Origin of the sequence: Pseudodesulfovibrio sp. lm2024, assembly GCF_051175575.1 — a bacterium.
GTDB classification, from domain to species: domain Bacteria; phylum Desulfobacterota; class Desulfovibrionia; order Desulfovibrionales; family Desulfovibrionaceae; genus Pseudodesulfovibrio; species Pseudodesulfovibrio caledoniensis.
The window spans coordinates 1,319,494-1,332,036 of record NZ_CP195092.1 but is presented as its reverse complement, the minus strand read 5'-3'; the positions used below and the strand labels follow the sequence as shown (position 1 = coordinate 1,332,036).

The following is a 12,543-nucleotide window of genomic DNA, read 5'->3' as shown; positions in this document are numbered from 1 at the left end:
CGTATCCCCCTATGATTCCAGGACTTCGTAGACGCAGTACTTGGCCGTGACGTCCTCTTTTTGCAAATAGTCGGTGTCGACCATCTCCTTGAGCCTAAAGGCGTTGTCCGCCTCCAGGCTGACCATCCGTTTGCGGTAGCCGTACTCCTGGTACGCCCCGTCGCGCACGGTGAAGCAGATGAACCCGCCGGGCCGGGTGATGCGCACGAACTCGTCGAAGACCTCGGGCCCGACATGGGCATAGGTCAACGCGCCCACGCAGATGGTCGCGTCATAGGAATTGTCGTCGAATGCGAGCCTGCGGTTCATGTCGGCGTGGTGGATGTCGCCGTAGACGTCCTTTGCCTCGGCCACCTTGAGCATGTCGCGGGAGAAATCCATGGCCTCGATGCGGCTGTAGCCCAACTCGCTCATGGCCTGGCCCACCAGCCCGGTGCCGCACCCGGCGTCCAGGACTTTGGACTCGGGGGATTCGAGATAGCGGTCCAGGAGATTGGCGGCCACGCCGGGTCCCACGTAGCCCATGCCCTGGCAGGTGTCCCTGTCGTATTCGTCCGCCCAGCAGCGGTAGGCGTCAACCAGTTGTTCCGGGGTGGTGGCTTCGTACGTGGCCACCCATTTCTCGGGAGTGTCGTTCATGGCGATTCCTCTGTTAAATGTTTCTATTATAGAAATTTTCAGACTTTATACAGTCATCATAAATGATATGGAAATATAATTGCAATGCATCATCGATGTATTACATAAAATAATGAAGCAAAATCGCTTTGTATTATTGAAACTGGAGATGGATGTTTCAATCAACATGTTGCCAATTAAAAAATATTTCCTTGGCTTTGATCGTCGATTGAAAAACGATTAACCAGTCAAAAATCATACTGTAGGTTCATTACAAAACATCTCTGCATGACAAAGTCAAGGCAGTGCATGACATTCACAATAACGTTGTATTGTCATCCTGTTGAAACAATCAAGAGAGGGCGTTGGCCGGGCGCGCGAGGAGCCCCGGCCACGGATGGGCCAGAAAGAAAGGCAATGTGGATGGGAACGGCGAAGCGCTGGATTACTCCCCCGGCGGAGTGTCAGCAGGACTTCAGGCGATCGGTGCCGACGCTTCCGTTCGTCGAGCACCAGGCGGTGAGAGGCGGCCCATCGCCCCTGTTCTTGAGCGGGCTGCTGCTACCGGGCCGCCGACCGCATGTGTTCGGACATGGCCTCCGCGATGCGCGGCCAGGTCGGCGTCGGCAGATCGTGGCCCATGCCCTCGATGACCAGCAGTTTCGCGCCCGGAATGAGTCGGGCCGTCTCCCTGCCGCCCTCCAGGGACATGAAGGGGTCCCTGTCGCCGTGGATCACCAGCGTGGGGGCTTTGATCGAGGCGATGGAGGATTTCCGATAGCCGTGGGCCACGACGGCCAGCCCCTGGCGGGCCATGCCCTGCGGATAGTAGGAGCGGTCGAAACTCTCACCCAGAAGACGCCGCAGCCGCTCCTCCTCAAAGGGAAAACCGGGGCTCCACAGCTTCCGCCACATGTCCGTCTGGTGCGCGACAAACGCCTCGCGCTCGGCCGGGATGGGCTTGTACACCTCGGCCAGGACGTCGCCCGCGATCCTGGGCAGTTCGGGGTTCCCCGTGCTCGACATGATGGACGTCAGGCTCAGGACGCGTGTCGGGTGCCGGTACGCAACGACCTGAGCGATCATGCCCCCGACCGAGGCGCCACAGACGTGCGCCTTGTCGATGCCAAGGGCGTCGAGCAGGCCCACGGCGTCATCCGCCATGTCCTCGAGGGTATAGGCGGGCTCCACGGACTGACCGGCCATGGCCGCCGCGATGTCGGGCACGCCCGCCTCGTCGAACTTGGTGGACAGGCCTACGTCCCGGTTGTCGAAACGGATCACGTAGCATCCCCGTTCCGCCAGCATCTCGCAGAACCCGGCCTCCCAGTAGATCATCTGGCTTCCACCGCCCATGATCAGCAACAACGCCGGTCCCTTGTCGTCGCCGAACGTATCGTACTCAATATCAATGCCATTGGCCTTTACCCGAGACATGACGCCTTCCTTTGGTTTGATTCTCCGCCGACCAGAATCCTTACCAATTCCCGCCCCCGGAGCCAAGCACGATGCCCGCCGTTTACAGCGCACGCGCCTTGGGCTAGTCTGCGCCCCACGGAGACCTTGTGAGCATACTGATACACACCCATGACGGCGGGCGGTTCGCCCTGGAGCCCAAGCCGGGCGAGACCCTGGCCCGAACCATCTTTCTCTCCCGGCTGTGGCACGGCGTGCCGTTGTGCTCGGGCCTGGGCAAGTGCGGCCTGTGCCGCGTGCGCTATCTCAATGACGCGCCCGAAGCGAACCGCGACGAGTTGAAGAAGCTCGGCCAGGACAGGCTCGACCAGGGCTGGCGGCTCGCCTGCCTGCACCCGTCCGAACCGTGCGAGATCGAACTGCCCGAGCCGGTGCGCACCCAACGCGCCGTGCGCGCCCTGAAGCAGGTGGGCGGCGACTTCGCCCTGGCCGTGGACCTGGGCACCACCTCCGTCCACTGGACCGCTCTGGTTGACGGCGAACCCGTGGCCACGGGCCTCGAGCTCAACCCGCAGATGGGCATGGGGGCCGAGGTCATGTCCCGGCTGGCCGCCGCGTCCACGGCGGAGGGCCGCTTCGTGCTCCGCGCCCTGATCACCGACCGCATCACCGAACTGGCCCTGCTCGCAGCCCGCAACCTGGGCGGCAAATGCGTGGCCCTGGCCGTGTCCGGCAACCCGGCCATGACCTACATCCTGCTCGGCAAGAAACCGGACGACCTGGCGGCCGCGCCCTACGAGCTGACCTATTTCGGCGGCGACGAGAAACGGCTGGGCGCGGGGCTGCCCCCGGCCTACATCCCCCCCCTGCTCGCGCCATTCGTGGGCGCGGACCTGTCCGCCGGGCTGACCGCCGTGGAATACGGCGGCGAGCCGCAGTATCCGTTCCTTCTGGCCGACCTCGGCACCAACGGCGAGTTCATCCTGGCCCTGTCGCCCGAAAAGCGGCTGTGCGCCAGCGTGCCCATGGGGCCGGCCCTGGAGGGCGTTGGGCTGTCCTTCGGCCGCACCGCCGGGCCCGGCGCGATCACCGGCTTCCAGCTGACCCCCGGGGGGCTGGAAATCCGCTATTTCGACGATTCGGACGCCACCCAGGCGACGAGAACGGGCATGACCGGCACGGGCTACCTGTCCCTGGCCGCCGTGCTGCGCGCCCACGGCGTGCTGGACGAGACCGGGCGCTTCGCCAAGGGGACCACCCCCCTGGCCGCGCGGCTGGCCGAACGGGTGTCCGCCGTGGACGGCGAGCCCGCCTTTGCGGTCAACGGCGAGGTCCGGCTCCCGGCCTCGGACGTGGAGGAGATCCTCAAGGTCAAGGCGGCCTTCAACCTGGCCGTGTCCGCCTTGCTCAAGACCGCCGGGATCGGCCCGGGCGGGCTGAAACAAATTTATCTGGCCGGGGCGTTGGGCGAGCACGTCTCGCCCGCCGACCTGGAGACCTTGGGCTTTCTGCCGCCCGGCTGCGCGGCCCGGACCGTCAAGGCGGGCAACACGTCGCTTGCGGGCACGGAGCTGCTCCTGGCCGACCCGGCGGCGCGGACCTTCGCCGAATCCCTGCCCGAGGGGCTGACCCGCGTGGACCTGACCGGCGACGCCGATTTCGGCGACCAATTCATCCAAAGGATGCGTTTTTCCTATGTCGATTGACGGACTGTTTCCCAACCTGACCGAGGACAATGTCGAACAACTCGTTCGCTTCGAGGCGTTGCTCAAGCGCGCCTGGCCACTCAAGGGCAAGCACCGCGACCAGTTGAAGTACGACATCCGGGACATGTCCCGGAGCCTGACCAACGAACGGTCCACCCGGCGCAAGGAGTACATGACCGACGACAAGTTTCTGTCGCCGTATCTCTACTATTTCCTGCCCTGGAACCTGTTCCGCCTGTCCCGGCTGTTCTCCGGCCTGGAGCTGGACATCCCCGAGGACGGCAACGTGGCCGACCTGGGCACCGGCCCCCTGACCACGGTCCTGGCCCTGTGGATGTCCCGGCCGCACCTGCGCAAGCGGCGGTTGAACTTCACCTGCCTGGACATCGCGCCCAAGACCATGAACACCGGGCTCAAGCTCTTCCAGGCCCTGGCGGGCAAGGACTCGCCCTGGCGCGTCAAGACGGTCAAGGCCGGGTTCACGGACCACATCCGCGACAAGGTCGACCTGCTCATGGCCGCCAACGCCTTCAACGAGCTGGACTGGTCCGGCCGGTCCACGCGGCCCCAGGCCGAGAAACTGGCCGCGCACATGATCGGGGCCACCAAGGAGACCGGGCGCATCCTGCTCGTCGAGACCGGCGTGCGGCTGGCCGGGCGGATCATCGCCGAGATGCGCGCCCAGTTCCTGGAAAAGGGCTACAAGCCCATCGCGCCCTGCCCGCACACGGGCGAGTGCCCCATGCCCGCCATGGGCCAGGGGCCCTGGTGCCACTTCAATTTCTCCACCAAGGGCGCGCCCGAGTGGCTGGAAGGCATCTCCAGGGAGGCGTCCCTGGAAAAGGACAACGTCAGCCTCAACTTCCTGTATCTTTCGCCCGGCGGCGCCTCTGAATGGGGCGCGGTGCGGGCCGTGTCCGAGCCCTTCAAGCTGCACGGCGGCAAGGGCCAGTACGCCTGCTCGGACAAGGGGCTGACCCTGATCGAGTACGCGGCCGGAACCCGGCCCCTGTTCCCGGGCCAACTGATCGCGCCCGGCTGGCCCTCCAGCCCCAAGACGGACCTCAAGTCCAAGGCGCTCATCCTTCCCTACAAACCGTAAGAGCGAGTAATGAAGATCATTGATCTGGGGCTGATCGGCTACAAGGACGCCGAAGCCCTGCAATTGGAAGCCCTGGAGGCCGTGACCAACGGCACGCAGGATAACACCGTGTTCCTGCTGGAGCACCCCAAGGTCATCACCCTGGGCCGCCTGGGCGGCTCCGAGAACCTGCACCTGGACCCCGAGGAACTGCAGGCCCACGGCATCGACCTGGTCCAGACCACGCGCGGCGGGAACATCACCTGCCACTTCCCGGGCCAGCTGGTGGCCTACCCCATCTGGCGCGTCGAGAAGCGGCCCGGCGGCATGCGCAAATTCTTCCACGACATGGAGCAGGCGGTCATCGACACCTGCGCGCACTACGGCGTGGAGACCATCCGGCGGCCCAAACATCCGGGCGTCTGGGTGGACGAGACCCGCAAGATATGCTCCATGGGCATCGGCGTGCGCCGCTGGGTGACCTACCACGGCCTGGCCCTGAACGTGGCCCGGGACACGAGCCTTTTCAACGCCATCACCCTGTGCGGCATCCAGGGCGCGGTACCCACTTCCCTCTCCGCCGAAGCCGGGCGGGACATAGACATGGAGGACGTCAAGAATGTCTTCAAGCGAGCCTTTGCAAAAGCCTTTGCGGATCCCGCCGTGGTTGCGGATCAAGCTGCCGTGTAACGAGAACTTCTCCAACACCTCGGAGCTCATCGGCGACCTGCACCTGAACACGGTCTGCCAATCCGCCAAGTGCCCCAACAAGTGGGAGTGCTTTTCCAAGAACGTGGCCACCTTCCTGATCATGGGGGCGATCTGCACGCGTAACTGCGCCTTCTGCAACATCACCTCCGGCGACCTGGAACCGCTGGACCCGACCGAGCCCGCCCGCGTGGCCGAGGCCGCCAGACGGCTCAAACTCAAGCACGTGGTCATCACTTCGGTCACCCGAGATGACCTCCCGGACGGCGGCTCAGGCCACTTCGCGGCCTGCATCCGGGCCGTACGCGAGGCCATGCCCGAGTGCACCGTGGAGGTCCTCATCCCGGACTTCCAGGGCGACGAAGCGGCGCTCAGGGCCGTGCTCGACGCGCGCCCCAACGTGCTCAACCACAACCTGGAGACCGTGCCGGTCCTGTACGACGCCATCCGGCCCCAGGCGGACTACCGCCAGTCCCTATACGTACTGGAGAACGCCAAGCGCATGGCCCCGGACATCCCGACCAAATCCGGGATCATGGTCGGCCTGGGCGAGACCGACGAGCAAATCATGACCGTGCTGGACGACCTGGCGGCGATCGACTGCGACATCGTGACCATCGGCCAGTACATGCAGCCCAGCCGCCAGCACCCCATGGTCAAGCGGTACGTGGAGCCCGAGGTTTTCGAGCTGTACGCCGAGGAAGGCCGGAAACGCGGCATCCGCCACATGTTCAGCGCCCCCCTGGTGCGTTCGAGCTACAACGCCGCCGACTTCGTCTAGACGAACCTACAAGTAATACAAAACCAAGGCCGACAAGGTGATATCACCTTGTCGGCCTTAATTATTTGGACAACCCGCGCCGCAGGCGCAATATGGGGTGCAGGGGTGCGAACCCCTGCCCGCCGGAGGCGAAGTCACCCGACAATCGCCGCGCAGCGGCCTTCCCCCTGATTTTAAAACCCTAGAAGATCCAGTCCCGAATACGCAAATCAATGCTCGGAATCCCCCGGAACCGGTCGATCTTGGGGGTAAAGGCGAAGCGCATGACCCGGTTGTGCACGGCGCGGGTCAGGGAGTCGGCCATGCGCCAGGCCTTGCCGGGCAGCTTTGTGCCGGACTCCTGGTCTTCGAGGACGAGCTTGACGTGTTCGCCCTCGCGGCCGAACAGGGCGTGTTCGGCCACGCGCACGGGCTTGGTGGCGAAGACCGGCTCGGGATTGCCCATGCCGAAGGGCTGGAGCAGTTCCAGCTCCTTGAGCAGGGTGTTGTTGATGTTGGAGAAGGCCAGCTCGTGATCGAGCTTGAGGGTGGGCGTGAGCGGCTTGGCCCCGAGGGTGGCGACCACATGGTCGTTGAACCGCTCGCGCAGGGCTTCGAGATTCTCGGGCTTGAGGGAGACGCCTGCGGCCTGGGCGTGGCCTCCGAACCCTTCGAGCACGCCGGCCACCTCGGCCAGACCGTCGTGCAGGTTGAATTCCGGGATGCTCCGGCCCGATCCCTTGATCAGGCCGCCCGCGGACTCGGGCGCGCAGAGAAGCAGGGTCGGCCGGTAGTATTTTTCGACCACGCGCGAGGCCACGATGCCAATGATGCCCGGATGCCAGTGCTCGGCGTACAGGACCAGCCCGGCCATGTGGCGCATGGACTCGGCCTGGGCCATGGCCTGGTCCGATATCTCCTGTTCCTGGCGGCGGCGCTCCATGTTGATGGCGTTGAGCTCCTCGGCGATGGGCATGGCCGAGTCGAAATCCTTGGCCAGCAGCAGATTCAGAGCCTTTTCCGGGTCGCCCATGCGCCCGGCGGCGTTGATCCGGGGCGCCAGGTGGAAGCCTATCTGCCCGGCCCCGAGCTCGGCCTGGCGGGCGTAGTCGCTGACCACCTTGAGGGCGGCCATGCCGGGCCGCTTGGCGTCCTTGATGACCAGCAGGCCGTTCTTGACCAGGATGCGGTTCTGGCCGGTCAGCTTGACGATGTCCGCGATGGTCCCGAGCGCCACCAGATCGAGCAGCGGACGCAGGTCCACTTTGTCGCCGGGCAAAAGGGTATTCAGGGCCACCACGAGCATGAAGGCCACGCCCACCCCGGCCAGATCGTCGCACGGCCCGCCTTCCTTCAGGCGCGGGTCGCACACGGCGTGGGCCTCGGGCAGAGTCTCGCCGGGCAGGTGATGGTCCGTGACCACCACGGTCATTCCCAGCTCGCGGGCGCGGGCCACGGGCGCGATGTCGGAGATGCCGCAGTCCACGGTCAGGAGCATGGCCGCGCCCTGCTCGTGCAGCCGCTCCACGCCCTCGACGTTCATGCCGTAGCCCTCCTCCATGCGGTTGGGCAGGTGGTGCATGACGTCCTGCCCGCGAAGGGCGAAGAATTCCTTGATGACCGCCGTGGCCGTGATGCCGTCCACGTCGTAGTCGCCCCAGACGGCCAGGGTGCGGCCCTCGGCCAACCCTTGGGCGATGGTCTCGGCGGCCTCGGTCAGGCCGGGGACCTCGGCCGGGTTGGCCATGTGGCGCAGAAGCGGGCTGAGAAAGCGGTCCATATCGGCCACGTCGGTCAGCCCCCGGTTCCAGAGGATTTCGACGATGAGCGGCGATACGTTCAGTTCCTCGGCCATGGCCGCGGCGGACGACGGCGCGTCCCCCTCGTTGCGGGGTTTCCAGATGCAGGGCAAGGCGATGTTCCCGTGTGGTCAGGAGAGTATGTTTACGAATTGTTCGATGTCGCCCGAGTCGACCAGCTCCTCGGCGACTTCCAGGAGGTCGTCCATGTCCACGTCCACGGCCTGGCAGAGCTCGTCCACCCGCTCGCCGTACCGCCCATCCGGATCGTCCACGGCGTGGACCACGCTGTCGGCCAGGCTGATGACGTTGGACTCGTTGGAAAAATCCGGCGACAGGTCCGGCGAATGGTGCCAGTTGACCGGCTCCACCAGCGCGGCGGGCAGATCCCAGGAGCGCAGCACCAGCGCACCGATGACCGCGTGGTCCAGCCCCCAGTATTCCTCCTCGGCCTCGCTGTCGAGCATCTCGTCGCTCTCGGCCATCTCGCGGATGGCCGACCAGTCGTCCGGGCGCTTCAGGGCGGTGACCAGCTTGCCGAAATCGTGGAGCAGCCCGGAGGTAAACAGGTTCTCCGGCTTGCCCACGCCGATCATCTGGGACAGCTCCCTGGCGACCATGGCGACCATGAACTGGTGCGCCCAGTAGCGGCCCAGGTCGAAATCCTCGGGCAAGGGGTAGCGCCGGGTCAGCCCGGTCACGCCCAGCGCCAGGACGATGTTGCGGATCTCGGCCATGCCGAGCACGGCGGCGGCGCGGGCCACGCTCTGCACCTCGGCCTGCAGGCCGTAATAGGCGGAGTTGGCCAGCTTCAGGATACGGGCGGTCAGCCCCTGGTCCTTGCTCAATGTCCCGCCCACGTCCTCCATGGATGCGAGCGAGCCGTTGCCTGTCTGGACGAACAGCTGCTTCAGGACCTCGGGCGAAAACGGCAGGTCCTCGCGCATGAGCGGCAGTTCCTGAAGAAAGCCCTGGATCTTCTCCTGATTCATGAACACTCCTGCCCCGAGCCGCCGGGCGGCTCACCGGCCCCTTAATCCAGCTTGATGGGCGCCGACGGAGCCGGTTTTTCCCCGCTGGCCTTATCCGTATCGTCCTTGGGCCGCCGGTTGGGCTTGACCACCGACACGTCCGGCCCCTCATCCTTGCCCACGTACCCCTTGTCCTTGAGGAAGGCCCAGAACTTCAGGCTGGCCTCGAGGTCGGGGTTCACTTCCAGGCTCTTGAGCAGATACTTCTTGCACCCCTCGACGTTGCCCTTCTCGAAATAGCAGCGGGCGATGTTGTGGAAGAGATGCTCGTCGTTCTGAACCAGCTGCTCGGCCCGGAGATAATACTGCAGGGCCTGGTCATACATCTTGTTCTTGCGCATGTTGATGCCGAAATCGTTGAACAGATGCTTGTGCTCGGCGTCGAAGGCGGCCTCGAGCCCGACCAGGCGCTCGAAAATGTCGTTGGCCTTGGCCTGGTCGCCCCGGTCGAGGTAGGTCAGCCCCAGGCCGAAGTTGGCCCGGACGTTCTCCTCGTCGATGGCCATGGCCTGCTTGTACTCGAACTCGGCGGAATAGGCCGCGCCCCGCTCGCGGTGCTGCTCGCCGCGCACGATGGCCCCGTCCATCTCCTTGATGGCCGGGTAGACCGTGGACACGTAGAACTCCGGTTCGGGATTGAACTTGGTCAGGAAATCGTCGCGCGGAATGCTGCGCTTGGGGCCGGAGGGCACGTAGTTGCGGTTCAGGGGCTGGACGGAAATTTCGCCGTTGTCGAGCTCCTCGGCGTCCCAGTAGGTCTTCTGGATCGTCTTGCGCTGCGTGGTCCCTGTTCCGACCTTGGCGACGGTCTGCGTGGAGAAGATGCCCTTGATCTTCTCCGCCCCGTCCCGAACTATTTCGTGCCGGTTATCGGCACCCTGCCCCTGTTCGGCCATCCAACGCTCCTATAGGGCCCGGTCCATCTCCTCGATGATCGCCCGGGCCGCTTCATCCGGCCGTTTCGCCCTGGTCACGGGCCTGCCCACCACAAGGAAATCCGATCCGCTGCGCACCGCCTGCTCCGGGGTGACCACCCGCCTCTGGTCACCGGCCTCGGCAAGGGCCGGACGGATGCCGGGGGTGAGACAGACGAAGCCGCTCCCGCAGGCGTCCTTGATCCGCTCCACCTCAAGGCCCGAGCAGACCACTCCATTTAAGCCATATTGCTTGGCTTTCACAGCCAGGTCAAGGGCCATCTCCGAGGGACCCGGCGCGTTCTCGACGGGCAGGTCCCCGGCGGCCATGCTGGTCAGCATGGTCACGGCCAGAACCAGGGGGGAAGTCTGCCCGGGAGCCGTGCCCTCGGCGCACCCTTCCATGGCCGCCCTGGCCATGCGCTCCCCGCCCAGGGCGTGGATGTTGACCATGTCCGCGCCCAGGCGCACGGCCGAGCGCACCGCACCCTGCACCGTGTTCGGGATGTCGAAGAACTTGAGATCAAGAAAGACCTTGAATCCCAAATCCTTGAGCCCGGTGATCACCCTGGGGCCCTCGGCCGTGAAGAGCTCCAGGCCGACCTTCATCCACGGGGCCACGCCCCGCAGGGTCCGAGCCATGGACAGGGCCGAATCCGCGTCCTTGAAATCCAGTGCGACGACGAGCTCAGCCATTGTTTTCCCAGGTCTGCATGATGTTGTCGAGAATGCCGGGGCGCAGCGCGGGCTTGCACTTCCCGGCCAGGTACACGGCCTCGAGTTCCTTGTACGCCTCGTCGAGATCGTCGTTGACCACCCAGTAGTCGAACCATTCGGCCTGGGCCAGCTCGCCCGAGGCGTTGGCCAGCCGCTTGGCGATGGACTCCTCGGAATCGGTGCCGCGCCCCTTGAGCCTGCGCACAAGTTCCTCACGGGACGGGGGCAGCAGGAACACGAAGGTCCCCTTGTAGAAGGTCTTTCTCAGCTGCTTGGCGCCCTGCACGTCGATGTCGAAGAGCACGTCCTCACCCTTGTGGAGCATCTCCTCCACCGGCTTGGTGGCCGTACCGTAGAAATTGCCGTGGACCTCGGCCCACTCGCAGAACGCGCCCTTGCTGCGCATGGCCACAAAGGTGTCGCGGGATACGAAGTGGTATTCCCGGCCGTCCTGCTCGCTGCCGCGCGGGGCGCGGGTGGTGTAGGAGACCGAAAAGCCGAAGTCCGGGTACTTCTCGCGCAACATGGAAATGAGCGTGCTCTTGCCCGTGCCGCTGGGCGCGCAGACCACCAGGACCTGGCCCAGCCTGAATTTGTGATCGTCCTGAACCACCTAATCCCCCTCGTCCGCGCTAAATCGCTGCCCGATGGTCTCGGCCTGGATGGCGGAAAGGACAACGTGGTTGGAGTCGGTGACGATGATCGCCCTGGTCTTGCGGCCCTGGGTGGCGTCGATGAGCCGCCCTTCGGCGCGGGCGTCCTCACGCAGACGCCGCATGGGCGCGCTGGACGGGTTGACGATGGAAATGACACGGTCCAGCACCACGAAGTTGCCGAACCCGACGTTGAGTAATCCCTGTTTCTGCATGCCCACCTACTCGATGTTTTGCACCTGTTCGCGGCACCGTTCCAGCTCCGCCTTGAAATCCACCACCAGCCGGCTGACCTCGGTATCCTGCGCCTTGTTGCCGCAGGTGTTGATCTCGCGGAAGGTCTCCTGCACCAGGAAGTCGAGCTTCTTGCCCACTTCATCCTTGTCGGCCAGGACCTCGGCCAGCCGCTCCAGGTGGGCGTCGAGCCGGGTCAGCTCCTCGGACACGTCGAGCTTGTCCGTGAGGTAGGCCACCTCCTGGAGCATGCGGTCCTCGGAGAATTCGGCGTTGGCCGATTCGAGCATGTCGGTGATGCGCTGCCTGAGCGAAGCCTTCTTGGCCTCGAGGATGTCCGGCACGCGCTCGCGGACCTTGTCGGCCAGTTCGCGCAGGGTGGCGAGCCGGGCCGTGAGGTCGGCCACCAACGCCTCGCCTTCGCGCGACCGGGAGGCCACCCAGTCGGCCAGGGCCGTTTCCAGCCCCTTGTTCAGGCTCTCGGCCAGGCCGGGGTCGGGCTCGGCCCCGCTGTCGCGCCACAGGGCGGGCATGGCCAGGACCCGGTTGTAGTCCGGGTTGAATATCTCGCCCCGGCTCTCGGCCAGCTTTTCCATGGCCTGGAACATGGCCTCGGCCATGGTCTCGTTGAAAGACACGCCGAGCACTCCGGCGTCCAGGACCTCGAGGTTGAGGGAGACGTCCACCCGGCCGCGCGAGGCGTAGGTGCGGACGATCCGTTCCCAGCCGTTTTCCAGCGAGCGCAGAGAGCCGGGCATCCGCCACTTGACGTCCAGGAACCGGCCGTTGACGCTCTTGATCTCCCAGACGTGGGTCCAGGCGTGTTCGTTGGTCTCGCACCGGCCGAAGCCGGTCATGCTTACAGGCATATGTTTTTCCTTCTGGTTGTAAGCCGCGTGTTGTGGA

General features: G+C 65.0%; 13 protein-coding genes. 4 read left to right on the top strand and 9 right to left on the bottom strand.

Going from position 1 to position 12,543, the window contains the following annotated elements:
• Positions 1 to 9 precede the first annotated feature (9 nt).
• Positions 10 to 639: a class I SAM-dependent DNA methyltransferase gene (locus tag ACR42D_RS06015; protein WP_484565953.1), complete on the bottom strand. Its 630-nt coding sequence runs from the start codon at positions 637 to 639 to the stop codon at positions 10 to 12.
• 540 nt (positions 640 to 1,179) lie between these two features.
• A complete protein-coding gene (locus ACR42D_RS06010; protein ID WP_484565952.1) occupies positions 1,180 to 2,055 on the bottom strand; it encodes an alpha/beta fold hydrolase in 876 nt (291 codons plus the stop codon).
• Positions 2,056 to 2,183: 128 nt separating this feature from the next.
• Between ACR42D_RS06010 and ACR42D_RS06005 the strand changes: the two genes are divergently transcribed.
• Genes ACR42D_RS06005 through lipA form a run of 4 tightly spaced genes read left to right on the top strand, consistent with a single transcriptional unit; the run spans position 2,184 to position 6,310 of the window.
• On the top strand, positions 2,184 to 3,740 hold the full coding sequence (locus ACR42D_RS06005) for an ASKHA domain-containing protein (protein ID WP_484565951.1): 1,557 nt from the start codon (positions 2,184 to 2,186) through the stop codon (positions 3,738 to 3,740).
• Positions 3,730 to 4,842 (top strand): small ribosomal subunit Rsm22 family protein, encoded by a 1,113-nt coding sequence (locus ACR42D_RS06000; RefSeq protein WP_484565950.1) that lies wholly within the window; start codon positions 3,730 to 3,732, stop codon positions 4,840 to 4,842. Before ACR42D_RS06005 ends, ACR42D_RS06000 begins: the two co-directional genes overlap by 11 nt.
• Positions 4,843 to 4,851: 9 nt before the next feature.
• A complete protein-coding gene (gene lipB / locus ACR42D_RS05995; RefSeq protein ID WP_484565949.1) occupies positions 4,852 to 5,511 on the top strand; it encodes a lipoyl(octanoyl) transferase LipB in 660 nt (219 codons plus the stop codon).
• Positions 5,441 to 6,310 (top strand): lipoyl synthase, encoded by an 870-nt coding sequence (gene lipA / locus ACR42D_RS05990; RefSeq protein WP_484565948.1) that lies wholly within the window; start codon positions 5,441 to 5,443, stop codon positions 6,308 to 6,310. Before lipB ends, lipA begins: the two co-directional genes overlap by 71 nt.
• A gap of 181 nt (positions 6,311 to 6,491) precedes the next feature.
• Here the strand turns inward: lipA and recJ are convergent, their stop codons facing one another.
• From recJ to ACR42D_RS05955, 7 genes are read right to left on the bottom strand one after another with little or no spacing between them, the layout of a single operon-like run.
• Positions 6,492 to 8,201: a single-stranded-DNA-specific exonuclease RecJ gene (gene recJ / locus ACR42D_RS05985; protein WP_484565947.1), complete on the bottom strand. Its 1,710-nt coding sequence runs from the start codon at positions 8,199 to 8,201 to the stop codon at positions 6,492 to 6,494.
• A gap of 18 nt (positions 8,202 to 8,219) precedes the next feature.
• Complete coding sequence (locus ACR42D_RS05980) at positions 8,220 to 9,080, bottom strand: HDOD domain-containing protein (RefSeq protein WP_484565946.1); 861 nt, start codon at positions 9,078 to 9,080, stop codon at positions 8,220 to 8,222.
• 41 nt (positions 9,081 to 9,121) lie between these two features.
• Entirely contained in the window at positions 9,122 to 10,015 is an 894-nt protein-coding gene (locus ACR42D_RS05975; protein ID WP_484565945.1) for a tetratricopeptide repeat protein, read from the bottom strand.
• A 9-nt stretch (positions 10,016 to 10,024) separates the two neighbouring features.
• Positions 10,025 to 10,729: an orotidine-5'-phosphate decarboxylase gene (gene pyrF / locus ACR42D_RS05970; RefSeq protein ID WP_484565944.1), complete on the bottom strand. Its 705-nt coding sequence runs from the start codon at positions 10,727 to 10,729 to the stop codon at positions 10,025 to 10,027.
• On the bottom strand, positions 10,722 to 11,363 hold the full coding sequence (gmk, locus tag ACR42D_RS05965) for a guanylate kinase (RefSeq protein WP_484565943.1): 642 nt from the start codon (positions 11,361 to 11,363) through the stop codon (positions 10,722 to 10,724). Before gmk ends, pyrF begins: the two co-directional genes overlap by 8 nt.
• The gene (locus ACR42D_RS05960) at positions 11,364 to 11,618 is read right to left on the bottom strand and encodes a DUF370 domain-containing protein (protein ID WP_128326808.1); all 255 of its coding nucleotides are present in this window, start codon (positions 11,616 to 11,618) and stop codon (positions 11,364 to 11,366) included.
• 6 nt (positions 11,619 to 11,624) lie between these two features.
• On the bottom strand, positions 11,625 to 12,506 hold the full coding sequence (locus ACR42D_RS05955) for a YicC/YloC family endoribonuclease (protein WP_484565942.1): 882 nt from the start codon (positions 12,504 to 12,506) through the stop codon (positions 11,625 to 11,627).
• Positions 12,507 to 12,543 lie beyond the last annotated feature (37 nt).